Raw genomic sequence first — 23852 nt, 5'->3', positions numbered from 1 at the left:
GAAAATACGGGTGAACGTGCCCCTGACCGCGGTTGCCGCCGTATGACCCCCGCTCCGCGCCGCCGCAACATCGCGCCGCCCCGAGAGTCCGTGCTCGAAGCCGCCATGGCCACCATCGCCGAGCGCGGGCTCGACGGGCTGACGATGGCCGGACTCGGGCGGGAGGTGGGAATGAGCAGTGGGCATCTGCTCTACTACTTCCGCACCAAGGACGAGCTGCTGCTCCAGACACTGGAGTGGAGCGAGGGCCGCCTCGGGGCCGAGCGCAGTTCGCTGCTCTCCCGGCAGGGCCCGGTGCGCGAGCGGCTCGACGCGTATGTCGATCTGTATGTGCCCGACGGGCCGCGCGACCCCCACTGGACGCTCTGGCTCGAAGTCTGGAACCGCTCGCAGAGCGCCGACCCCGATGCCCGGGCCCGCCAGGCGGCCATCGAGGGGGCCTGGCACCGGGATCTGGTCGCGCTGCTCGCCGAGGGGATCTCGCGCGGCGAGTTCCGTGCGGTCGACCCCGACCGCTACGCCGCCCGGCTGCGGGCCCTCCTCGACGGTTTCAGCGTCCATGTCGCCGTCGGCATACCGGGCACCGGGCGGCCCCAGGTGCTGGCTCATGTGAGGGAGTTCCTCGACGGCTCGCTCTGAGCGCGGGCGCCCTGGTGCCCGCATAGTGAGACCACCGTCCACGCCCGCCCCGGCTGTGGCAGACTGCCACCGTGCTCTCATTCGCCATGATTATCGGCAAGAGCGCGCCGGTCCGCAGTGACCGCTGACCCGTGGACAGTAACCCCCCGCGGCAGCGGCACCGTGCCCCAGACCCGCGCGCAGACCTCTCGCACCCGCGAGAGGTTTTTTCGTTTTACGGCCCCACCCCGGCCAAGGAGCGAACCGCGCGAAGATGGGGGCAAGTGGAGCCAGAACTTCCGGAGCCACGAATCCGACAGGAGTCAATCAGCCATGACCACGGAGACCGACGACAGCTTCCATGTCTTCGACACGACGCTCCGCGACGGAGCCCAGCGCGAGGGGATCAACCTCACCGTCGCGGACAAGCTGACCATCGCCCGGCACCTGGACGAATTCGGCGTGGGCTTCATCGAGGGCGGCTGGCCCGGCGCCAACCCCCGGGACACGGAGTTCTTCTCCCGCGCCCAGCAGGAGATCACCTTCAAGCACGCCCAGCTCGTCGCCTTCGGCGCCACCCGCCGCCCGGGCGCCAGGGCCGCTGAGGACCCGCAGGTCAGGGCGCTCCTGGAGTCGGGCGCCCCGGTGATCACGCTGGTCGCCAAATCGCACGACCGGCATGTCGAGCTGGCCCTGCGCACGACCCTCGAGGAGAACCTGGAGATGGTCCGCGACACCGTCGCCCACCTGCGCGAACAGGGCCGCCGCGTGTTCGTGGACTGTGAGCACTTCTTCGACGGCTACCGCGCCAATCCGGAGTACGCCAAGTCCGTGGTGCGCGCCGCGGCCGACGCGGGCGCCGATGTCGTCGTGCTGTGCGACACCAACGGGGGCATGCTCCCGGCCCAGATCCAGGCCGTCGTGTCCACCGTCCTCGCCGACACCGGCGCGCGCCTGGGCATCCACGCCCAGGACGACACCGGATGCGCCGTCGCCAACACCCTCGCCGCCGTCGATGCCGGCGCGACGCACGTCCAGTGCACCGCCAACGGCTACGGCGAGCGCGTCGGCAACGCCAATCTCTTCCCGGTCGTCGCCGCCCTGGAGCTCAAGTACGCGAAGAAGGTGCTGCCCGAGGGCGCGCTGGCCGAGATGACCCGTATCTCGCACGCCATCGCCGAGGTCGTCAACCTCACGCCGTCGACCCACCAGCCCTACGTCGGGGTGTCGGCCTTCGCCCACAAGGCCGGACTGCACGCCTCCGCCATCAAGGTCGACCCCGATCTGTACCAGCACATCGACCCCGAGCTGGTCGGCAACACCATGCGGATGCTCGTCTCCGACATGGCGGGCCGTGCCTCCATCGAGCTCAAGGGCAAAGAGCTCGGCATCGACCTCGGTGGCGACCGCGAGCTGGTCGGCCGGGTCGTCGAGCGGGTCAAGGAGCGCGAGCTCAAGGGCTACACCTACGAGGCCGCGGACGCCTCCTTCGAGCTGCTGCTGCGCGAGGAGGCGGAGGGCCGGGCGCGCCGTTACTTCCGTACGGAGTCCTGGCGGGCCATCGTCGAGGACCGGCCCGACGGCACCCACGCCAACGAGGCCACGGTGAAGCTGTGGGCCAAGGGCGAGCGTATCGTCGCCACCGCCGAGGGCAACGGCCCGGTCAACGCCCTCGACCGGGCGATGAAAGGCGGCCTGGAGAAGATCTACCCGCAGCTCGCCAAGCTGGAGCTGATCGACTACAAGGTCCGTATCCTCGAAGGCCGCCACGGCACCGAGTCCACCACCCGCGTTCTGATCACCACGGGCGACGGAGGGGGCGAGTGGGCCACGGTCGGCGTCGCCGACAATGTCATCGCCGCCTCCTGGCAGGCACTGGAGGACGCGTACACCTACGGCCTGCTGCGCGCCGGGGTCGAGCCCGCCGAGTAGCGGCCGGACGGGTCAGGGCTGGAGCCGCCACTTCTGGTTGGCGGCTCCCGTGCACGACCAGATCTGGGACCGGGCGCCGTTCGCCGTCGAATGGTCACTCACGTCCAGGCACTTGTCGGCCGGGGCGTTGACCAGGTCGCCGGTGGACGCCTGCCACCGCCACTGCTGCGCGCCCGAGCCGTTGCACCCGTACAGCTGGACCTTCGCGCCGTCCGCTGTCGATCCCGCGGTCACGTCAAGGCACTTGCCGAGCGCCTGGACGGTGCCGTCGGAGCGGACCGTCCAGCGCTGGGCGGCCGAGCCGTTGCAGTCCCACAGCTGTACGGCCGTACCGTCCGCGCTGGAGCCGCCCGCCACGTCGAGGCACTTTCCGGCCAGTCCGACGAGGCTGCCCGTCGTGTCCGTACCGCCGCCCTGCGTGCCCGACCAGGTGAAGGTCGCGGATGTCCTGCCGGGCAGCGAGTACGTGGCGTGCTGCCCGCCCCAGTTGACGGTGAGGGACTGCGCCGACGAGGAGTCGTTGTACGCGATCAGCGCCTTCGAACCGTCCGGGTTGCGCCAGGCCACGTTCGGCACGGCCGAGCTCGCCGAGGAGGCGATCCGCTGGGCGCCGGGCCGGACGAACTTCGTGAGGTGGCCCATGGTGTAGTACTCGATCATGTAGTCGACCTGGCCATGCCTGCTGTCCCCGTTGTGGACGGTGATCAGCCCGTCGCAGACGCCGCAGCCGCCGTTGTGCGGACCCCGGTTCTGGTCGACGGCCAGGGACCATTTGGTCACCGACTTCGCCCAGTTACGGGTGTAGTCGACGATGTTCAGCATGTCCTCGCGCTGCTGGTTGCCGATCCAGGTGCCGCCCGAGTGCTCGGTCTGGAAGGCGTCCAGCTGCGGGTACTGGTTGTGCACCTCGGTCTGCCGGGACACGTTGCCGCCGTAGCCGTGCCAGGCGATCCCGCCGAAGTTCGGATGGCTGCGCACCGCCGCGTCATTCACCGTGGCCGCGGCGTACGCGTCGTAGGTGTCCCAGTTCCAGTCGTGCGCGAGCACCTTGGTGGGCAGGCCCGCCGAGCGGAGCCTGGGCAGCAGTTCGCTCTTGGTGAAGTAGGCCAGACCCGAGGCGTTCCAGCTCATCGACGGATAGCCGTCGCAGCAGGTCGGCTCGTTCTGAGCGGTGACGTAGTCGACCGGGATGCCCTGGTCGCGGTAGGCCTGGAGATACTTCACGAAGTAGTCGGCGTAGGTGCCGTAGAACTCCGACTTCAGCCAGCCGCCGTTGAGTTGTCCGCTGTCCTTCATCCACGCGGGCGCGGTCCACGGCGATGCCACGGTCGTCAGCGCCGGGTTGAGCCGCTTGGCCTGCCCGGTCAGCGGAAGGACGTCGGCGAGATCGTGCGCCACGGAGAACTTCGACAGCGAGGGATCACTCTGGCCCGCGGGGATGTCGTCGTAGGTGTAGCCGAAGCGGGCCAGGTCGGAGCCGCCCATCGGATTGCGGACGAAGGAGAGCCCGATTCCCTCGGTGGGGGAGAAGAGCTTCTTCATTGTCTCGTCGCGGGTCGCCTGCGACAGTGCACCGCTGCTCTTCATCAGCCAGGCCGCGGTGTCTGTGAAGGAGGCTCCGCCGCCGGTGAAGGTCTGGAAGCGGGTGTTCTCGTCGACGGTGATGTTGGTGCCCGAACCGCCGCTGCCCGCCTGGAAGGTGAGGGGCGTCTGTTGCTGGAGCCCGCGTGTGACGTGCCTGCCGCCGGCGTCGTCGGTGGTGGTGAGCCAGATGTTCACCTGCTCGCCCGCGGCCTGCGCCGAGCCGGTCGTCAGACCGGTCAGTCCCGCGGCGGCCAGGGCGGATGCGAGCAGGATCCTGATCGTTCTCGTACGTCGCGCCATGGGCTGGGCCCTCTCCGGCAGTGGTGTGGGGGACGTGCGTGAGTGAACTGCCGTTGGGTACCGACGTCAAGGCTTTGTGTATTCAGGACCTGAACGCATAACGGCCAAGATCCGCGTGGGAGTTGAGATCTGACCAATCTCGGCGTGAAGTATTGACGGCATTCTTCCCCCGGGGTTAACTCACCGCCCAGACCCCGGGACCGGTTCCGGGACCGGTTCCAGCACCGCCCACCACCTCGACGCGGAGGCCCCGATGCGAGTCACGATCGCCGACGTCGCACGGGAGGCCGGGGTCAGCAAGACCACTGTGTCCCGTGTCCTGAACACCAAGGGCGAAGTGGACTCCGGCACGGCCGCCCGTGTTCGTGAAGTGATCGCAAGCCTCGGGTATGTACCCAGCAGCGGCGCCGTCGGCCTGGCCCGCGGCGCCAGCCGTACGGTCGGGATGCTCACGCCCCCGCTCACCTGGCCCTGGATGGGCGAGGTTCTCCAGGGAGTCGTCGACACCGTCGAGGCCGCCGGCTACGGACTGCTGCTCTTCACCTGCAACCGCGGCGCCGAGTCCGTCGAGCGCTTCACCAGCCAGGTCTCGGCCCGCGCCTTCGACGGACTCCTCGTGATCGAACCGGAGAACACCCTCGGCACGATCACCGCGAAGCACCGAAAGGGCCTCCCGGTCGTCCTCATCGACGACCGCGGCCACCACCCCGAATTCCCCTCCGTCGCGACCACCAACCTGGAGGGCGGAGCCTCGGCTGCCCGGCATCTGCTGGCCTCGGGCCGCACCCGCCCGCTGATCGTCACCGGCCGCCGCCACTTCGGCTGCGTACGCGACCGGCTCGACGGCTTCCGCGGCGTCCTGCCGACCCCTCTGATCGCCGAGGGCGACTTCACCGAGCTCTCCGGACAGCTCGCGGTCGAACGGCACCTCGCCGACGGCACCCCTTTCGACTCCGTCTTCGCGCACAACGACCTCAGCGCGGTCGGCGTGCTGCGGGCCCTGCGTGCCGCCGGCCGGAGCGTGCCCGACGACATCGCCGTCGTCGGCTTCGACGACCTGCCCGTCGCGCAGCAGACCGAACCGCCCCTGACGACCGTGCGCCAGCCCATGCGGGAGATGGGCGAAACGGCGGCGCGGATGCTGCTCGCCCATCTCGGCGGTACCCCGGCCTCGGAGGAACCGGTCGTCCTCCCGACGGAATTGGTCGTCCGCCGATCCGCGCCCTGACCAGTCGCCGCGCCCTGACCAGTCGCTGTCCTTGCCCGTCACGCGCCCTTGCCCGTCACGCGCCCTTGGCCGTCACGCGCCCTTGCCTGTCACCACGCCCTGCCCTGTCACCGCGTCATGACCCACGAAGGAGCCGCAATGCCACCTCGCACCCGCACGCGCTTTCGAAGCAGAGCAGGAAGGGGAACCGCGGTGCTCGCCGCGACCGCCGTGCTCACCGGTCTCCTGGCCGCCGCTGTCCCCAGCGCCGCAGTCGACGACCCCGCCCCTGTCGCCGTCGACCGCTTCGAGGGCGAGGTCCCCTTCGCGAATCCGCCCGCCGAGGGCATCTTCACCTGGGGCAGCGACGCCGACGACCAGCCCAGGCTGGAGTTCAAGGAGCGCGCGGACGCCCCTGAAGGCGCCAAGGTCCTCGAAGGCAGTTATGACATCAGCGCCTGGGGCGGCCTCACCCACGACTTCGCCTTCGACAAGCCCGCCCACGACTGGACGGCGCACCAGGGCATCCGCTTCTGGTGGTACGGCCAGAACACCGCACCCCTGCCGCCCGGTTCCGGCAAGCGCATCAACTTCGAGCTCAAGGACGGCGGTGCCAACGGCGAGGCCTCCGAGCTGTGGACCACATCGTTCACCGACGACTGGGAGGGCTGGCATCTCGTCGAGATCCCCTTCGCCGACTTCGTCTACCGCGCCGACTACCAGCCTGTCGGTGGCATCGACCAGGTCCTCGGCCTCAACGAGATCTGGGGATACGCGCTGACACTCCCCACCGGCGCGCCCGGCAGGTTCGCGATGGACGGCGTCGAGCTGTACGGCAAGGCCGACCCGGCGCTGAAGGCGAAGGTCGTCACCGACGCCGCCGTGTACCCGGTCGACGAGGGCGGCACCGCCCAGGTGAAGATCTCCGTGGCGACCACAGGATCCGGCCCGATCGACGAGCCCGTGACCGTCGCGTACACGACCGAGGGCGGCACCGCCGAAGCGGGCACGGACTACGCCCCGGTCTCCGGCACCGTCACCTTCCCGGCGGGATCGGTCTCCGGTACGTCCCGGACCGTCGCCGTCGCCACCAAGAAGGACACCGCGGCCGAGTCCGCCGAGACGATCCCGATCAAACTCACCGTCACCGGCGCCAAGCCCCCGGCCGAGACTCCGCAGGTCGTCGTCGACGCTCACGGACTCCCGTATCTCGACGCCCGGCTCCCCGTGAAGAAGCGCGTCGCCGACCTCCTCTCCCGGATGACGCTCGCGGAGAAGGCCGGCCAGATGACCCAGGCCGAGCGCAACGCCCTCAAGTCGCAGGGTGACATCGCACGTTACGACCTCGGTTCACTGCTCTCCGGCGGCGGTTCGGTGCCCACGCCCAACGCCCCCGAGGCCTGGGCCAGGATGGTGGACGCCTACCAACTGCGCGCCCAGGCAACGCGGTTCCAGATCCCGCTGATCTACGGTGTGGACGCCGTCCACGGCCACAACAATGTCATCGGGTCGACGATCATGCCGCACAACATCGGCATCGGGGCCACCCGTGACCCGGCCGTCGCCGAGAAGGCCGGAGCGGTGACGGCGAAGGAAGTACGCGCCACCGGCGTTCCGTGGGACTTCGCACCCTGCCTCTGCGTCACCCGCGACGAGCGCTGGGGTCGCTCGTACGAGTCCTTCGGCGAGGACCCGGCGCTGGTCACCGCCATGGAGACCGTCATCAGAGGCATGCAGGGACCGCCCTCGGGCAAGGACCTCGCTCGCAACGACAAGGTGCTGGCCACCGCGAAGCACTTCGCCGGCGACGGCGGCACGGAGTACGGCTCGTCCACCACCGGCTCGTACACGATCGACCAGGGCATCACCAAGGTCACCCGTCAGGAGCTGGAAGCGGTACACCTCGCGCCTTTCGCCGAAGCGGTGAAGCGCGGCACCGGCTCGGTCATGCCCTCGTACTCCTCGCTCGACATCGTCGGCGACGACAAGGGCCCGGTGAAGATGCACGCCAGTGCGGAGATGATCAACGGCGTGCTCAAGGACCGCATGGGCTTCAAGGGATTCGTCATCAGCGACTGGCAGGCGATCGACCAGATTCCGGGCGACTACGCGAGCGATGTGCGGACGTCCGTCAACGCCGGACTCGACATGATCATGGTCCCGACGGCATACCCCGACTTCCACCGGACGCTGCAGGAGGAGGTGAACACGGGCCGCATCAGCCGGGCCCGGATCGACGACGCGGTCTCCCGGATCCTGACGCAGAAGTTCACGCTCGGCCTCTTCGAGAAGCCGTACGCGGACACGGCCAACATCGGCACCGTCGGCTCGGCCGCACACCGTGCGGTCGCACGCGAGGCCGCCGCCAAGTCCCAGGTCCTGCTGAAGAACGACGGCGCGGTCCTGCCGCTGAAGCCGTCGCAGAAGGTGTACGTCGCCGGGTCCAATGCCGACGACCTCGGCAACCAGGCCGGCGGCTGGACCGTCACCTGGCAGGGCTCCTCCGGAAAGATCACCACCGGCACGACGATTCTGGAGGCCATGAAGAAGGCCGCGCCGGACACGGCCCCCACCTACTCCAAGGACGCCTCCGCGCCGATGGACGGCCATGACGTCGGAGTGGTCGTCGTCGGCGAAACCCCGTACGCCGAGGGCATCGGCGACGTCGGCAACGGCCACGACCTGGAGCTCGGCGCGGCGGACAAGGCGGCAGTCGACAAGGTCTGCGGGGCCATGAAGTGCGCGGTCCTGATCGTCTCGGGCCGCCCCCAGCTGATCGGGGACCGCCTCGGCGACATCGACGCGCTCGTCGCCTCCTGGCTCCCCGGCACGGAGGGCGACGGAGTCGCCGATGTCCTCTACGGCAAGCGGCCCTTCACCGGGCAGCTCCCGGTCACCTGGCCCAAGTCGGCGAACCAGCTGCCGATCAACGTCGGCGACGCGGCGTACGACCCGCAGTATCCCTACGGGTGGGGTCTGACCACGCTGCAAAAGCCCCCGCGGGGCGGGGAACTCACCCTCAAGGCGATCGCCCTCGCGGCCAGGGTCCTTCAGGCGGCGGGACGTGGGGACTCCCCGGAGGCTCGTGCGCTTGTCTCCCAGGCGCGGCTGATCGTCCAGCAGAAGACCGGCCGGCATGTGACGGCGGCGGTGTCGAAGCCGTTCGCGGAGGCGGATCACCTTGCGCTGGGGGGTGACGTGACGGGAGCGGTGGCCGCCCTGACGGTGGCGTTCAGGCGGGGGTAGTCCCCAGCCCCGGGGGCTCTGCCCCCGGACCCCCGCTCCTCAAACTCCCCCAGACTTCGTCCGGGGGGACCCCCACGGGGCCAAATGTGCGGCCGAGCCGCACATTTCAGCCCGTCCGGCGATTGAGGACATGCGGCCGAAGGTCGCATACGGGGTCCAGGGGGCGTAGCCCCTCGGTACGGGATGGGGGCACCCCCCCACGGCCGCCAGGCCGTAGGGGGTCGGGGTCGGGAACATGCCTGCCGCAGGCGACCACGTTCGGGTTCCGTAAGGCCCGAGCTGTCCGCATTCACCCCTATTCGGGTAGCGTCGAAGTATGAAGACCCGGCTGCTCACCGCCCTGTCCGGCCTGCTGCTCGCCTTCCCCGCGACCGCCCTCCTCGCGACGCCGGAAGCGCACGCGGCCACCGGCCCCGAGACAGTGGCGGCAGCGCTGAAGAAGAGCCCGGTCTACGTCGATCCCCGCGCCTCCGGCCAGCTCTCGAAGGCCGACGCCGACGCCCTCGCCAAGAAGATCAAGGACGCCGACAAGCCCCTCTTCGTGGCCGTCCTCCCCAATGCCGCGGAGTTCCCGCCGGGCTCGGTCCTGCGCAACCTCCGTACCGAGACCGGCATCACCGGCCTGTACGCCGTCCGTCTCGGCAACGGTTTCAACGCGGGAGCGGACCGCAGTGTCATGTCCGGCCAGGCCGTGCGGAACCTGGTCACCGCGGTCAGGACGCCCCCTGGCACCGACGCCGAAACCCAGCTGAACAACTTCGTCGACCAGGCCCTTCCCCAGCTGCGCGGCAGCGCTCCCGCCTCGTGGGGTGCAGGCCCCGACGACGGGACGGACTACGGAACCCTGGTCGTGCTCGGCGCGGTCCTGGCCGCAGGCGGTGCGGGCGCGTACACGATCGTCCGCCGCAACCGCCAGCGGAAGGCCGCGGAGGAGCGGGCCGCTCTCGACAAGCTGCGCGTCGTCGTCGACGAGGACATCACCGCCTTCGGCGAGGAACTCGACCGGCTCGACTTCCACCCCTCCGAAAAGGGCGCGGACGATGCCATGCGCGCCGACTACGAGCGCGCACTCGACTCGTACGACAAGGCGAAGTCCCTGATGGGTTCGGCCCAACACCCCAGTGACGTACGCCCCGTCACCCAGGCTCTTGAGGACGGCCGGTTCTCGCTCGCGGTCCTGGACGCCCGCCGCACGGGCGAGGCCATTCCCGAGCGCCGCGCCCCCTGCTTCTTCGACCCGCGCCACGGTCCCTCCACGACGGACATGATGTGGATTCCGGCGGGCGGCATGCCCCGCGAGGTCCCGGTCTGCGCCGCCGACGCGGCCCGCCTGGAGGACGGCGAGGACCCGCAGGCACGCATGGTCGAAACCGCGTCCGGCCACCGCCCGTACTGGGACGCGGGCCCCGCGTACGGCCCATGGGCGGGCGGCTACTTCGGCGGCGGCCTCCTGCCCGGCCTGCTCGTCGGCACGCTGCTGGGCAGCGCGCTGTCCACCCCGGCGTACGCGGCGGAGTACGGCGGTGGCGACTTCGGCGGTGGTGACTACTCCGGCGCCGACTTCAACTCCTCCGACTTCGGCGGAGGCGACTGGGGAGGCGGCGGAGGCTTCGACGGCGGGGGCGGATTCGACGGAGGCGGTGGTTTCTGATGCAGACCAAGAAGTGGAATGTCGAGATCGTCATCACGGAGAACAATCACCTGACCAAGGCCGAGGCCCGGCTGCGCGGCCAGAGCGCGGAACTGATCGTCGGAGAGGGAACGGCACACCGCAATCGTGCCGACCAGAACGTCCCGCACATCGGAGACGAACTGGCTGTGGCCCGTGCCCTCAGCGAGTTGACACATCGGCTGCTGCACGAGGCGGCGGCGGAGATCGAGACCCACACCGGGGAGCGGGTGGATCACCTCCGCGCCTGACTCGGCGCACGGCGACGAAGGCGGCCCGGGCGTCCGGACCCGCTCGGGCCGTTTCGTCGTGTGTATATGTGCCGCCTCCCCTCGCAGGGCTCGCTTGAGCCGTCACGTGCCGTACAACCCGGCTGTACGACTCGACGACCGGTCCACATGGGGGGCGGAAATCGAATCAACTACGGAAAGTGCTCGAACAGCGACCGCGCGTGATTGACTGTGATCGTTTTTGCGTGCTTGCCTCGAGCGCATGCCAAACCGAACGAGGCTCAAAGCCTTTGCCGCCGCGGCCTTTGCCGCCGCCGTGATGTCCGCCGGGCCGCTGTCCGCGTCCGCCGAGCCGTATGCCCCCGCCCCGGCCCCGCTGTACCACTCCCCGAAGGCCCTGAAAGGCCGCTACATCGTGTCGCTCAGCCCGAGCGCCGACCCGGACGAGGTGGTGCGCAAGCTCGGCCTGACGTCTCACTACTCCTACAAGTCCGCACTGCGCGGCTTCGCCGCCCCGCTGACCGCGCTTCAGCTCAAGACCGTGCGTACGACGCCCGGTGTTGCCGCCGTCGAGGAGGATGCCGAGGTCACCGCGCTGCCCATGGAGGAGGCCGGTGCCGAGCGCGTACCGGCCGCGTCCTGGGGTCTCGACCGGATCGATCAGCGCCGTCTGCCGCTCAACAGCCAGTTCAAGGTGAACGGCACCGGCATCGGTGTCACCGCGTACATCCTCGACACCGGAATCGACTTCGGCCACAGCGAGTTCGGCGGGCGCGCCACGTACGGCTTCGACGTCGTCGGGGACGGCCGGCGCGGCCGGGACTGCCAGGGGCACGGAACGCATGTCGCGGGCACGGTCGGCGGCGCGACCCACGGTGTGGCGCGCGGTGTTTCGCTGGTGAGCGTCCGCGTACTCGACTGTGAGGGCACGGGCTCCTGGTCGGGTGTCCTTGCGGGGTTCGACTGGGTGGCCGAGAACGCCGTGCAGCCCGCCGTGCTCAACGCCTCCCTCGGTGGCTCCAAGTCCGTCACGGTGAACGAAGCGGCGACCGCGCTCTCGGAGAGCGGCGTGCTGCCGGTCGTCGCGGCGGGGAACGAAGCGGCGGACGCCTGCAACGTCTCGCCGGCGTCCGCGGACGGCGTGGTCACGGTCGCCGCGTCCGGGCGCAACGACAAGGAGACCGACTTCTCGAACTTCGGCGACTGTGTCGCGCTCTACGCTCCGGGCGCCGACATCGTCTCCGCGAAGCTCGGCGGCGGCAGCGTCTCCCTGAGCGGCACATCCATGGCCTCTCCGCATGTCACGGGGGCTGCCGCGCTCTACAAGGCGATCAACCCGACCGCGGCGCCGGATCAGGTCGCTGCCTGGCTCAACACCTGGTCCACCAAGAATGTCCTGGCCGGTCTCAGTGCCGGGTCGCCCAACAAGATCCTCTACACCGACGGTCTCTGAGCCACGGGATCGGTTCAGCCGCACGACCGAGCGCCCGCCCAGGCCGCGGGGGACGGCAGGGCGGGCGCGCTCAGGGGGTCGGGGGCCGGGATCAGGCGGCGGCCTTGATGGCGGAGATGTCGAAGCTCAGCTTGACCTTGTCGCTGACCATGACGCCGCCGGTCTCCAGCGCCGCGTTCCAGGTCAGGCCCCAGTCGGAGCGCAGAATCTCGGCCTTGCCCTCGAAGCCGACGCGCTCGTTGCCGTAGGGGTCGGTGGCGGAGCCGTTGAACTCCAGGTCGATGGCGAGCGGGCGCGTGACGTCCTTGATCGTCAGGTCACCGGTGATGCGGTACGTGTCGCCGCCCAGCTGCTCGGCGTGCGTGGAGCGGAACGTCATCAGCGGGAACTGCTCGGCCTCGAAGAAGTCACCGCTGCGCAGGTGGCCGTCGCGGTCGGCGATCCCGGTGTCGATGCTGGAGATCTTGACGTCGATCTCGGCGGTCGAGCGGTGGGGGTCGGCGCCGTTCAGGTGCAGGCTGCCGGAGAAGTCCCCGAACGAGCCGCGGACGTTGGTGACCATGGCGTGGCGGACGGTGAAGCCGATGCTGCTGTGGGCCGGATCGAGGTTGTAGTCGCCTGTGAGGGCGACCAGTGCCGGGTCCACCTCGCGGGTGGTGGTGGCAGTGCCTGCGGCAGTGTCGGCCTTGCGGTTGAAGAGACCCATGACGCGCTCCTTGGGGGACGTGTTTGCGTGTTGTTTAAGCTTCAACGACGTCGACTGTAGGCATATTCCCTTCAAAGTTCAACAAGTTCGATTTCTTTTGCGCCAGGTTCACCGAGAGGTCGCGGCAGGCCTCTGGCGACGCGCGTAGAACTCGGGCACCATCGGACTGCTCCACCTGCACTGCCGTCCCACCGAATGCCCGGTCCGCACCGGAACGCACGGTCCGGGCGGTCATCAGCAGGAGGCCCCCGCCATGAGAATCCGCCCCGCACTCGTCTCGCTCGCCCTTGTCACCGGCGCGCTCTTCGCCCCCGGCTTCGGCGTCATCACCGGCGCGACGGACGCCCACGCCGTCACCAAGATCAGCCATGCCACGGCGACGTCGATGTTCCGCTCGTCGGGGATCACATGGTCCTCGTCCGGCGGCTGCTCCAACCGCAACAACCCCACCTGTACTTCCTTCGAGCAGCTGAACCTCGCGACCGCTAAGGGCGCGCAGACGCTCAAGAGCGCGAGCGGATGCGCGCTCAACATCACCGGCGGTACGGAGACCGGGCACGCGAGCGGTACGTACTCGCACTGGAACGGCTACAAGCTCGACTTCAGCAAGTACACATGCGTCGGGAACTACATCAGGAACACCTTCACGTACATCGGAGCGCGGCCGGGTGACGGGGCTCCGCAGTGGAGGTCGGGGTCGGGGAACATCTACGCGGACGAGGGCAGCCACTGGGATGTCCTCTACTACAACTGCGGCGGCTGCTGAGCCCCCGCCCTGGGGCGCCCGGTCGGCGGCTGTCCCGCACCCGCTGCCCGGGCGTGCACTCGCGGCCGGGAAGGATGCCGACCGCCGGACGACCGGTGACCATGGAGTTGCACCGCCTTGTCCGGGGGCGGCAATCCAGGGAGGCGCCAGTGGCGCACACCTACGCAACGGACGTACTGGTCGTGGGTGCCGGCCCGGTCGGCCTGACCACGGCCGCGGAACTGCGCAGGCGCCAGGTCTCCTGCCGGATCGTGGACCGGCTGCCCGCCCGGCTGCCGTTCGCGAAGGCCGTGGGCATCCAGCCGCGCACCCTGGAGATCTGGGACCGGATGGGCCTGGTCCGCGCCGCCATGGACGCGGCCGTCCCGATGCGGGGCCAGCTGACCTACGTCGACGGTGCCGAGCAGCCCCGCATAGACCTCGCCCTGCCGCCCGAGGTGCCGTACGGCTTCGCCGCGCTTCCGCAGTACGAGACCGAGCGCATCCTCGAGGAGTTCCTCACGCGGTACGGGACCCGGATCGAGCGCGGCACGGAACTGGTGTCGTTCGCCCAGGACGCCGATGGGGTGACCAGCCGGCTGCGTACCCCCTCCGGCGCGGAGGAAGAGCTGCGGACCCGCTTCCTGGTGGGCTGCGACGGCGCGCACAGCCTCGTCCGGAAGGGGCTCGGGCTCAGCTTCGAAGGCGGCGCCTTCCCCGAGGAGTACATGCTCGCCGACGTGGAGGTCGACTGGGACCTCCCGCCCGGGTACGGCGTACGTGCCATGCACCGGGACGGCGACGGCGCGGTCGACGACCTGCTGGTCTGCATCCCGCTGCCCGGCTCGGGCCGGTACCGGATGTCGATGCTGGTACCGCCCGAGCTCTCGACCGCACGGCAGGCCGAGGCCGCCGGGGCGTCCGATGGGGTGGCGCACGGCCTGGAGGGCGGACGGGCCCCCGGGCTCTCCGACATCCAGGCCGTCCTGGACCGGCTCTCCCCGCAGCAGACGACCGCCTCGGCCATCCGCTGGGCCTCGGTGTTCCGCATCAGCCACCGGCTCGTGGACCGGTACGGAGAGGGCCGGGTCTTCGTCGCCGGGGACGCGGCGCACATTCACCCGCCGACGGGCGCCCAGGGCATGAACACCGGTATCCAGGACGCCTGGAACCTGGCCTGGAAGCTCGCGCTGGCGGTCGAGGGGGCGGCCCACCCCGGCCTGCTCGCGAGCTACGACGCCGAACGCCGGCCGGTCGGCGAGGAGGTCGTCGGCCGTACCGTGCGGCATGCCACCGAGGGAGTCCAGGCCGACCCCGCCGACCCGGCGACCCTGATGCTGCGCGAGGCGCAGCTGCTCGTCTCCTACCGGGGCAGCCCGCTCGCGGACCCGCCCGGCGACGGCCCCGGACCCCGGCCGGGCGACCGGGCCCCGGACTGCGGCGGTCTCACCGGCCCGATCGCCGCCTACCCGCTGCGCCTGTACGACCTCCTCCGGGACCGCGGCCACATACTGCTGCTGTTCGGAAGCGGGCACGGGAACGGGAACGGGCACGGGCTCGAACTCGCCGAGGCGGCCCGGGAGTCGTCCGGGGGCCGGGTGGAGACCTGCGTGGTCCTGGAGGCCGATGCCCCGGCCGGCGCGACGCTCCTGCCGGTCTACCGCGACAGCCGCGGCGAGTTCGCCCGCCTCTACGCCGTGGAGCAGCCGACGGCCTTCGTGATCCGCCCGGACGGCCACCTCGGCGCCCGCCTCTGTCCGCCGGACCCGAAGCAGCTGGCCGCCCATCTCGCAGCCACCTTCGCCGCGACCCACGGGGCGGCAGCCGACTTGGACTAACGCACGGCGGTTGTTGGACTGCCGCTCGCCTCCGCGCACGACTTCGTTGACGGTGGCGAGAGCGGAGGGCTACTCAGTCCCCATGCCACGAAGACTCCGTGCGGCCCGTGCCCTCGCCGCAGTCTCATCCGCCGTGTTCGCCCTCGCCGGACCCGCACTCCCCGCCGCCGCGGGCGAGGCCGATGCACCTGCCGTCATCGGTTCACCGCAGCTCTCGGTCACCGTCGCCGAGGACTTCCCGCGGGTCCTCTCGTACAGCGACCGGGCGGGTGGGGCCACGCTCCTCGGGAGCACGAACCCGGTCACCGAGGTCGTCCTCAACGGCACTGCGTACGCGGTGCAGTTGAAGGGCGCGCCCGCCCTCACGGCGTCGAGTGCCGCGTACACCCTGGCCTTCGCCGCCCTGCCCGGGGTCGAGATCGACGCGGGGCTGACCGTCGCCGGACGGGCCGTGACCTTCAAGGTCACCGCGGTGCGCGACACCGAGGCCTTCCGTGTGGGCACGATCGACATCCCCGGGCACGACCTCGTCTCGGTCGGCAGTACGGAGTCCGGCGCCGCGACCGCCTTCACGCGCCTGGACCCCGACTCGACGAAGACCGCCGACGTCTTTGCCGGGGTCACGGACGGGACGGCGGCGGACCTGGCACCCGTCGGAGCCTCCTACGCTCTCGTCAACACCGGCTCCCTCGCCGCCGCCGTCGAGTCCAACTCCAGCTACGACAGGCCCGGCGGAGCCACCGGAGGCGACGACGCCCGCTTCTGGCACCAGGCCCGCAAGGCCGCGGACGGCAGCACGCGCGTCGGAGTCTGGTCGGGGCAGTGGACCTACCGGGGGAGCGGTGCCCCGCAGCCCGCGAGCGGCAGGGACCTGCCCTGGGCGAAGGTCGTGGTCACCCCCGACGCCAACGGCGACAGGAAGGTCGACTGGCAGGACGGCGCCGTGGCCTTCCGCTCGATCGGGGCCAGGGCCCCGGGCAGCGAGCGGACGCCGGACCGGGTGATCACCCACATCCCGTTCAACTTCGCCAGCCAGGCCACCCACCCCTTCCTGCGCACCCTGGACGACGTCAAGCGGATCTCGCTCGCCACCGACGGACTCGGCCAGCTGGCGCTGCTGAAGGGATACGGCTCCGAGGGCCACGACTCCGCCCACCCCGACTACGGCGGTCACTACAACAAGCGGGCCGGGGGACTGGCCGACCTCAATACGCTGCTCAAGAAGGGCAGGAAGTGGGGCGCGGCCTTCGGTGTGCATGTGAACGCGACCGAGTCGTACCCGGAGGCGAAGAGCTTCAGCGAAACCCTCGTCGACAAGACCAAGCCGGGCTGGAACTGGCTGAACCAGAGCTATTACATCGACCAGCGCCGCGACATCAACAGCGGTGATCTCGCCCGCAGATTCCAGCAGTTGAGGGACGAGACCGACCCGAATCTCTCCCTCCTCTACATCGACGTCTACCACACGCACGGCTGGATCGCCGACAAGACCCTCCAGGCCGTGCAGGCGCAGGGCTGGAACGTCGCCACCGAATGGGCCGACAAGTTCGAGCGGGCCTCGCTCTGGTCGCACTGGGCCAATGACCTCGACTACGGCGGGGCCACCAACAAGGGCCTCAACTCCCAGATCATCCGTTTCATCCGCAACGGCGAGAAGGACGTCTGGAACAATCACCCGGTCCTCGGCCAGAGTGCACTGGAGGATTTCGAGGGCTGGACGGGCGAGAGCGACTGGAACGCCTTCTACGCCAATGTCTGGCAGCGCGATCTGCCCGCCAAATACCTCCAGCACCAGCAGATCACCCGCTGGAACGGCAACGACCTGACCTTCACCGGCCAAGTCCGGGGCACGGTCGAGGACGGCCGCCGCAGCTTCTACGACCACGGCCGCAAGGTCCTGGACGGCGACGCCTACCTCCTGCCGTGGGACGGCGGCAGGAAGCTCTACCACTACAACAAGGCGGGTGGCAGCAGCAGTTGGGCCGTGCGCGGTGCGGCCTCGTACACCGTCTACAAGCTCACCGACAACGGACGCGTGAAGACCGGCACCGTACGCCCGGCCGGCGGCCGGATCAGCCTGACCGCCGCCGCAGGACAGCCGTACGTCCTCTACCCGGACCGCGCGCCCGCCCCCGCGGACCCGCGGTGGGGCGAGGGCGGGCCGGTCGCCGACCCCGGCTTCAACGACGTGGGTCTGGACGACTGGTCCAAGCGCGGCACGGTCGTCCGGGACACCGACGACCACGGCCGCAACAGTGCCGCCCTGAGCGGGACGTCCGCCGCCTCGCTCTCCCAGCGGCTGACCGGGCTCACCCCCGGGGCCCGCTACAGCGCGTCCGCCTGGATCGAGGTCCAGCCGGGCAGGGAGCGGCGTACGACCCTGTCCGCGGGCGGCGCGTCCGTCACCGTCGAGCGCTCGACCGCGAAGGACCAGGTCGCCGCGTCCGACCGGCACGACAGCTACTTCCAGCGGGCCAAGGTGCACTTCACCGCGCCCGCGGACGGCACGGCCACCCTCAAGGCCGAGGCAGCGAGCGGCAGTTCGGCGCGTGTGCGGATCGACGACGTACGCGTCGTCAAGAGTGCACCCGCCACCAGGCCGGGCACCGTTGCGTACGAGGACTTCGAGGCGGTCGACCAGGGGTGGGGCCCCTTCCTCAAGGGCGACGCGGGCGGCGTCACCGACCCGCGCACCCACATCGCGCAGAAGCACGCCCCGTACACCCAGGTGGGCTGGAACAGGAAGCTGATCGACGATGTGCTGGACGGCGGCGAGTCCTTGAAGTCCCACGAGGAGAACGCCGGTCTCGTCTACCGAACGGCACCCTGGACCGTGCCGATGAGCAACGGGCACAGCTACCGGGTCGAGTACGACTACCAGTCGAGCCACGCGGGTGCGTACGAGTGGGTCACCGGATACGACAGGATCGGCGCGGACGGGACCCCGGGCTCCGTGGAGACCCGTCGCACGCCGATGGGGCAGCAGGGGACCACCGGGCACTTCACCGAGACCGTCACGGCGGGCTGCGGCGACACCTGGACCGGTCTGCGCAAGCGGGACGACGCCCCGGACGGCGCCGACTTCGTCCTCGACGGCTTCACCGTCACGGACCTCGGTCCGGCGGCGGGGCAGGCGGCCTGCGGGACGCTGAGCGTCGAACCGGCCGCCGAGACCCTGGAGCCCGGCCGGAAGAACGAGGTCAAGGCGGTGTTCACCAACTACGAGGCGCAGCCCGCGACCGGCGTCTCGATCGCTCTGGCCCTGCCCGAGGGGTGGACGGCGGAGCCCTCGGGACCCCTGTCATTCGACGAGGTCGCGCCGGGGGCGAAGGCCGGCGGCAGTTGGCAGGTCACACCGCCGCGGGACGCCAAGTACCAGACGTACACGCTTGGTTCGCAGGTCACGTACGACGTCGGCGGTTCGGCTCAAAAGCTCGCTGCCGCAGCCTCGGTACGCACCCTGCCGCCACCGCCCGCCGCCGACGCCTGGGCCAGTGACCTCGACTGGGCGAGCGCGGAGAACGGCTGGGGGCCGGTCGAGCGCGATGTCTCCAACGGCGAGACGGGCACGGGCGACGGCGCCCCGCTGACCATCGGGGGAGTGGCGTACGCCAAGGGGCTCGGCACCCACGCTCCCGCGAAGGTCCGCTACTACCTGGGCGGGCAGTGCACGTCCTTCACCGCCGAGGTGGGGGTGGACGACGTCCAGATCTCGCGCGGCAGCGTCCAGTTCAGCGTCCTGGCGGACGGCGCCGAGCAGGTGAAGTCGCCGGTCCTGAAGGCCGCCGACGCGGCCTGGCAGCTGACCGCGGACGTCACCGGCGCCTCGTATGTCGATCTGGTCGTCGGCGACGGCGGCGACGGGAACGGCAACGACCACGCCGACTGGGGCAGTGCGCGATTCCGGTGCGGAGCCCCGGGGTAAATGAGCCGCGCTTGCCCCTCGTGTTGAGCGCAGACCCTGGGGGCAAGCGCTTCCCATCACGTACTGGAGGCTGCCGTGTGGTCACGCCGTAGCGTTCTCGGGATGATGTCGGCGAGCGCACTCATCCTCGCCTCCCCCGGACCCGCCTTGGCCGACGATCCGTACGAGACTCTCCGGCAGCGCTGGCTGGACATCAGCCTCGGTACCGGCTACGACCCGACCGCCGAGCCCTACGCCTCCCGCCTTGCCGAGACCGGACGGCTCGCCGCCGGATTCCGTGCCTCGATGGCCCCCGGCGACACTTCCCTGTGGCCCGGCTACCCCTTCGACCCGCCCTCCGGGATCACCCAGAGCTACAGCCGCCTGTGGACCATGACCCAGGCGTACGCACAACAGGGCACCGGGCTCACAGAAGACCCGGGACTCCTCGCCGACATCGTCCGCGGCCTCGACCATCTCGCGGCGAAGATCTACAACCCTTCCACCACCCGCTACGGCAACTGGTGGGAATGGCAGATAGGCAGTCCCCGCCTCCTCATGGACAGCGTCGCCGTCCTGCACGATCGGCTCACCGCCGCACAGCGCGAGGCCGCATTCGCGACCCTCGACCACTTCGTCTCCGACGCGGCGCTCGGCGACTACAGCGGCACCTCCACCGGCGCCAACCGCGTCGACCTGTGCCGCTCCGTCGCGCTGCGCGGCGTCCTCGGCAGGAACCCGGCCAAGATCGCCCTCGCCAGGGACGCCCTCTCGCCCGTCTTCCCCTACGCCACCAAGGGCGACGGCCTCTACGCCGACGGCTCGTTCGTCCAGCACACCTGGGTCGCCTACTCCGGCACGTACGGACAGGTCCTGCTGGACGGTCTCGGCCGCCTCTTCGCCCTGCTCGCGGGCTCGGCCTGGGCCGTCACCGACCCGGGCCGGCAGATCATCCTGGACAGCGTCGAGCACGCGTACGCGCCGCTGATCCACGACGGGCTGATGATGGACAGCGTCAACGGCCGGGCCATCAGCAGGGGTTACCTCAAGAGCGACGACCGCGGGATCATGCGCAGCGACCACTTCCACGGACAGGGGGTCATCGCCGCGATCGCGCTGCTCGCGGGCGGGGCCTCGGCGGCCGAGCGGGACAGGTGGCACGCCCGGATCAAGGGCTGGATCGAGCGGGACACCACCACCCCGGTCCTCACCGCCGGGCAGTTCGGCGTCGCCGACCTCGCCCGGCTGCACGCGGTCGCTGCCGCGCCCGTGGCCGCGGCGCCCGAGCCGGTCGGCCATCAGCTCTTCGCCTCCATGGACCGGGCCGTGCACCGCCGGCCCGGCTGGGCCGCGAACATCGCCATGGCCTCGGAGCGGATCGCGTACTACGAGTGCGGCAACGGCGAGAATCCGCGGGGCTGGCACACCGGCGCCGGAATGACCTACTGGTGGACTCCGGACAACGGCGGCCAGTACACCGACTGGTTCTGGCCCACCGTCGACTTCTACCGGCTGCCCGGAACGACAGTGTCGACCAAGCGACTTGCCGACCGGGCGGGTGGCGAATGGGGCGAACCCAAGCCCGTCGCGCAGTGGGTCGGCGGGGCGAGCGACGGCGAGTTCGCGGCCGTCGGCCAGCACCTGCTTGGCCTCGGTTCCACCCTTGTGGCCCGCAAGTCCTGGTTCTGCGTCGCGGACGCGGTCATCTGCCTGGGCGCCGGAATCACCAGCACTGACGGCGTACCCGTCGAGACGATCGTCGACAACCGCAACCTCGGCGCCGACGGCACGAGCAGGCTCACCATCGGCCGCGGCTGGGCCCACCTCGAAGGCCACGGCGGCTGGGTCTTCCCGGGCGGCATGCAGCGACTGTGCACCCTGCGCGAGGAGCGCACCGGAGCCTGGAGCGACATCAACACCACCAGCTCGACCCGGCGTGCCACCCGCCTCTACCAGACCCTCTGGCTCGACCACGGGACGGACCCGGTGGACGCCTCGTACGCGTATCTGCTGATGCCCGGGGCGGGACACCGGGTACTCGCCGCCCGCGCCCGGGACGAGGGATGGCTGCGGATCCTCGCCAACAGCGGGGCTTGCCAGGCCGTCGCCGTCCGCTCCCTGGGACTGACCGCGGCGAACTTCTGGCAGCCCGGTACGGTGGGCCCGCTCACTCTGAAGGCACCGGCGAGTGCCCTCGTTCGGAGTAATCGGCACACAGCGAGCCTTCATTTCAGCGAGCCGCCGCGCACGGGAGTGCCGCTGGAGATCACCTGGCACCACCCGGTGCGTAAGGTGACCAGCAAGGACGCGTCGATCGAAGTCCTCGCCACCGGAAGCTCGCTGCGGCTGCGGATCAGCGGGGGCACCGCTGGAGCCACCCATCACTGTGAAGTGGCTCTCAGGTGAACGCCTTGTTGAACCTCCACAAAGCTTGGTGGCACTCGGCTGGTACTAGGGCTGCAGTGGGCAAGTGTTCTGTCAGGTGGTGACAGGAGAACGCTCCGGAGACTGTGTGGAGTCGACGGGACTGTTTTCTTGGTCGGATCCGTAGGGTCGATGCATGACCGTTTTGGACGAGACCACCAGCGAGCCGAGTGACGCCCGGGGACGTGTGGCGGAGCTGCATGCCCTTCGTGAGGAGGCCCGTCGTGGGCCGAGTGAGAGGGCGACCGAGGCGCAGCATGCGAAGGGCAAGCTGACGGCGCGGGAGCGGATCGGGCTGCTGCTGGATGAGGGGTCGTTCCATGAGGTCGAGCAGTTGCGCCGGCATCGGGCGACGGGGTTCGGTCTGGAGGCGAAGAAGCCGTACACGGATGGTGTGATCACCGGGTGGGGCACGGTCGAGGGCCGCACGGTGTTCGTGTACGCGCATGATTTCCGGATTTTCGGCGGGGCGCTGGGTGAGGCTCATGCGACGAAGATCCACAAGATTATGGACATGGCGATCTCGGCGGGTGCGCCGCTGGTGTCGCTGAACGACGGCGCGGGGGCCCGGATCCAGGAGGGTGTCTCGGCGCTGGCCGGGTACGGAGGCATCTTCCAGCGCAACACCCGCGCGTCGGGGGTGATTCCGCAGATCTCGGTGATGCTCGGCCCGTGCGCGGGCGGGGCTGCCTACAGTCCGGCGCTGACCGACTTTGTGTTCATGGTGCGGGAGACCTCGCAGATGTTCATCACCGGCCCGGATGTGGTCAAGGCGGTGACCGGCGAGGAGATCACGCAGAACGGGCTGGGCGGCGCGGACGTGCACGCCGAGACCTCGGGTGTCGCGCACTTCGCGTACGACGACGAGGAGACCTGCATCGCCGAGGTGCGCTACCTGCTGGCGATGCTGCCGTCCAACAACCGGGAGAACCCGCCGTCCGTCGCGGCCGAGGACCCCGCGGACCGGCGTGGCGAGGCGCTGCTGGACCTGGTTCCCGCGGACGGCAACCGGCCCTACGACATGCACAAGGTGATCGAGGAGCTCGTCGACGACGGCGACTACCTGGAGATCCACGAACGCTGGGCCCGCAACATCATCTGCGCCCTGGCCCGCCTGGACGGGCAGGTGGTGGGCATCGTGGCCAACCAGCCGCAGTCGCTGGCGGGGGTGCTGGACATCGAGGCCTCCGAGAAGGCGGCCCGGTTCGTGCAGATGTGCGACGCCTTCAACATCCCGATCATTACGCTGCTGGACGTGCCCGGCTTCTTGCCGGGGGTGGACCAGGAGCACGGCGGGATCATCCGGCACGGCGCCAAGCTGCTGTACGCGTACTGCAATGCCACGGTGCCGCGTATTTCGCTGATCCTGCGCAAGGCGTACGGCGGGGCGTACATCGTGATGGACTCCCAGTCCATCGGCGCGGACCTGACCTACGCGTGGCCGACGAACGAGATCGCGGTGATGGGCGCCGAGGGTGCCGCCAATGTCATCTTCCGCCGGCAGATCGCCGATGCCGAGGACCCCGAGGCGATGCGGGTGCGCATGGTCAAGGAGTACAAGGCCGAGCTGATGCACCCCTACTACGCCGCCGAGCGCGGTCTGGTCGACGACGTCATCGACCCGGCCGAGACCCGCGGGGTGCTGATCGCATCCCTCGCCATGCTCCGCACCAAGCACGCCGACCTGCCCTCCCGCAAACACGGCAACCCCCCGCAGTGACCCTGCGAAGACTGGAGCTTGATCGCCCATGAGTACTTCCGCCGAGAACCCCCTGTCCTCCTCTCTGCTGCGCGTCGAGAAGGGTCACGCCGACCCCGAGGAGCTGGCCGCGATCACCGCGGTGCTGCTCGCGCGTGCGGCCACGCAGCCCGAGGCTCCGGCCGCGCACCGTGGCAGCTCCACGGCCGGCTGGCGGCGCCTGGAGCGCCAGCGCGGCTTCCAGCCGTCCCACAGCTGGCAGGGCTGACGCCCGGCCCTCCAGAGGCCTTCTGCGGC

General features: G+C 70.1%; 15 protein-coding genes. 13 read left to right on the top strand and 2 right to left on the bottom strand.

Annotated features, from left to right (window positions below; translation table 11 throughout):
* Window positions 1-42 precede the first annotated feature (42 nt).
* On the top strand, window positions 43-639 hold the full coding sequence (locus tag FBY35_RS10170; RefSeq protein WP_142213473.1) for a TetR/AcrR family transcriptional regulator: 597 nt from the start codon (window positions 43-45) through the stop codon (window positions 637-639).
* 312 nt (window positions 640-951) lie between these two features.
* Window positions 952-2550, top strand: a complete 1599-nt coding sequence (cimA, locus tag FBY35_RS10165; RefSeq protein ID WP_142213472.1) for a citramalate synthase — start codon at window positions 952-954, stop codon at window positions 2548-2550.
* A 12-nt stretch (window positions 2551-2562) separates the two neighbouring features.
* Here cimA and FBY35_RS10160 read toward each other — a convergent pair whose 3' ends face one another.
* Window positions 2563-4434 (bottom strand): ricin-type beta-trefoil lectin domain protein, encoded by a 1872-nt coding sequence (locus FBY35_RS10160; protein WP_142213471.1) that lies wholly within the window; start codon window positions 4432-4434, stop codon window positions 2563-2565.
* A gap of 253 nt (window positions 4435-4687) precedes the next feature.
* Between FBY35_RS10160 and FBY35_RS10155 the strand changes: the two genes are divergently transcribed.
* From FBY35_RS10155 to FBY35_RS10135, 5 genes are all read left to right on the top strand, one after another.
* The gene (locus tag FBY35_RS10155; protein ID WP_142213470.1) at window positions 4688-5662 is read left to right on the top strand and encodes a LacI family DNA-binding transcriptional regulator; all 975 of its coding nucleotides are present in this window, start codon (window positions 4688-4690) and stop codon (window positions 5660-5662) included.
* A 138-nt stretch (window positions 5663-5800) separates the two neighbouring features.
* The gene (locus FBY35_RS10150) at window positions 5801-8887 is read left to right on the top strand and encodes a glycoside hydrolase family 3 N-terminal domain-containing protein (RefSeq protein ID WP_142213469.1); all 3087 of its coding nucleotides are present in this window, start codon (window positions 5801-5803) and stop codon (window positions 8885-8887) included.
* Between the two features lie 316 nt (window positions 8888-9203).
* The gene (locus FBY35_RS10145; protein ID WP_142213468.1) at window positions 9204-10538 is read left to right on the top strand and encodes a hypothetical protein; all 1335 of its coding nucleotides are present in this window, start codon (window positions 9204-9206) and stop codon (window positions 10536-10538) included.
* The gene (locus FBY35_RS10140; RefSeq protein ID WP_142213467.1) at window positions 10538-10807 is read left to right on the top strand and encodes a DUF1876 domain-containing protein; all 270 of its coding nucleotides are present in this window, start codon (window positions 10538-10540) and stop codon (window positions 10805-10807) included. Before FBY35_RS10145 ends, FBY35_RS10140 begins: the two co-directional genes overlap by 1 nt.
* Before the next feature lie 241 nt (window positions 10808-11048).
* Window positions 11049-12239: a S8 family peptidase gene (locus tag FBY35_RS10135; RefSeq protein ID WP_142213466.1), complete on the top strand. Its 1191-nt coding sequence runs from the start codon at window positions 11049-11051 to the stop codon at window positions 12237-12239.
* A 91-nt stretch (window positions 12240-12330) separates the two neighbouring features.
* Here the strand turns inward: FBY35_RS10135 and FBY35_RS10130 are convergent, their stop codons facing one another.
* Window positions 12331-12945: a YceI family protein gene (locus FBY35_RS10130; protein ID WP_142213465.1), complete on the bottom strand. Its 615-nt coding sequence runs from the start codon at window positions 12943-12945 to the stop codon at window positions 12331-12333.
* A 253-nt stretch (window positions 12946-13198) separates the two neighbouring features.
* On the opposite strand from FBY35_RS10130, the gene FBY35_RS10125 reads away from it, so the two are divergent.
* The 6 genes from FBY35_RS10125 to FBY35_RS10100 all read left to right on the top strand — a co-directional run bounded on the left by FBY35_RS10125 (window position 13199) and on the right by FBY35_RS10100 (window position 23823).
* On the top strand, window positions 13199-13711 hold the full coding sequence (locus FBY35_RS10125) for a hypothetical protein (protein ID WP_142213464.1): 513 nt from the start codon (window positions 13199-13201) through the stop codon (window positions 13709-13711).
* Between the two features lie 149 nt (window positions 13712-13860).
* The gene (locus FBY35_RS10120; RefSeq protein ID WP_186356898.1) at window positions 13861-15528 is read left to right on the top strand and encodes an FAD-dependent monooxygenase; all 1668 of its coding nucleotides are present in this window, start codon (window positions 13861-13863) and stop codon (window positions 15526-15528) included.
* An 82-nt stretch (window positions 15529-15610) separates the two neighbouring features.
* A complete protein-coding gene (locus FBY35_RS10115; protein ID WP_142213462.1) occupies window positions 15611-19453 on the top strand; it encodes an endo-alpha-N-acetylgalactosaminidase family protein in 3843 nt (1280 codons plus the stop codon).
* Window positions 19454-19555: 102 nt separating this feature from the next.
* On the top strand, window positions 19556-21838 hold the full coding sequence (locus tag FBY35_RS10110; protein WP_142213461.1) for a polysaccharide lyase 8 family protein: 2283 nt from the start codon (window positions 19556-19558) through the stop codon (window positions 21836-21838).
* Window positions 21839-21992: 154 nt separating this feature from the next.
* On the top strand, window positions 21993-23576 hold the full coding sequence (locus FBY35_RS10105) for an acyl-CoA carboxylase subunit beta (RefSeq protein ID WP_142213460.1): 1584 nt from the start codon (window positions 21993-21995) through the stop codon (window positions 23574-23576).
* A 28-nt stretch (window positions 23577-23604) separates the two neighbouring features.
* Window positions 23605-23823, top strand: coding sequence for an acyl-CoA carboxylase subunit epsilon (locus FBY35_RS10100; protein ID WP_142213459.1), 219 nt, complete (start codon window positions 23605-23607; stop codon window positions 23821-23823).
* The last annotated feature ends 29 nt before the right edge of the window (window positions 23824-23852 follow it).

The sequence above is a fragment of the Streptomyces sp. SLBN-118 genome (assembly GCF_006715635.1).
Classification (GTDB): domain Bacteria; phylum Actinomycetota; class Actinomycetes; order Streptomycetales; family Streptomycetaceae; genus Streptomyces.
This window is presented reverse-complemented; position numbering and strand designations above follow the sequence as displayed.

Bases quoted from the DNA above. Each gene is read 5' to 3' on its own strand.
- cimA (WP_142213472.1), top strand. From the start codon at position 952: ATGACCACGGAGACCGACGACAGCTTCCATGTCTTCGACACGACGCTC.
- FBY35_RS10150 (WP_142213469.1), top strand. From the start codon at position 5,801: ATGCCACCTCGCACCCGCACGCGCTTTCGAAGCAGAGCAGGAAGGGGA.
- FBY35_RS10105 (WP_142213460.1), top strand. From the start codon at position 21,993: ATGACCGTTTTGGACGAGACCACCAGCGAGCCGAGTGACGCCCGGGGA.
- FBY35_RS10135 (WP_142213466.1), top strand. From the start codon at position 11,049: ATGCCAAACCGAACGAGGCTCAAAGCCTTTGCCGCCGCGGCCTTTGCC.
- FBY35_RS10125 (WP_142213464.1), top strand. From the start codon at position 13,199: ATGAGAATCCGCCCCGCACTCGTCTCGCTCGCCCTTGTCACCGGCGCG.
- FBY35_RS10110 (WP_142213461.1), top strand. From the start codon at position 19,556: ATGATGTCGGCGAGCGCACTCATCCTCGCCTCCCCCGGACCCGCCTTG.
- FBY35_RS10140 (WP_142213467.1), top strand. From the start codon at position 10,538: ATGCAGACCAAGAAGTGGAATGTCGAGATCGTCATCACGGAGAACAAT.
- FBY35_RS10170 (WP_142213473.1), top strand. From the start codon at position 43: ATGACCCCCGCTCCGCGCCGCCGCAACATCGCGCCGCCCCGAGAGTCC.
- FBY35_RS10100 (WP_142213459.1), top strand. From the start codon at position 23,605: ATGAGTACTTCCGCCGAGAACCCCCTGTCCTCCTCTCTGCTGCGCGTC.
- FBY35_RS10145 (WP_142213468.1), top strand. From the start codon at position 9,204: ATGAAGACCCGGCTGCTCACCGCCCTGTCCGGCCTGCTGCTCGCCTTC.
- FBY35_RS10115 (WP_142213462.1), top strand. From the start codon at position 15,611: ATGCCACGAAGACTCCGTGCGGCCCGTGCCCTCGCCGCAGTCTCATCC.
- FBY35_RS10155 (WP_142213470.1), top strand. From the start codon at position 4,688: ATGCGAGTCACGATCGCCGACGTCGCACGGGAGGCCGGGGTCAGCAAG.
- FBY35_RS10160 (WP_142213471.1), bottom strand. From the start codon at position 4,434: ATGGCGCGACGTACGAGAACGATCAGGATCCTGCTCGCATCCGCCCTG.
- FBY35_RS10130 (WP_142213465.1), bottom strand. From the start codon at position 12,945: ATGGGTCTCTTCAACCGCAAGGCCGACACTGCCGCAGGCACTGCCACC.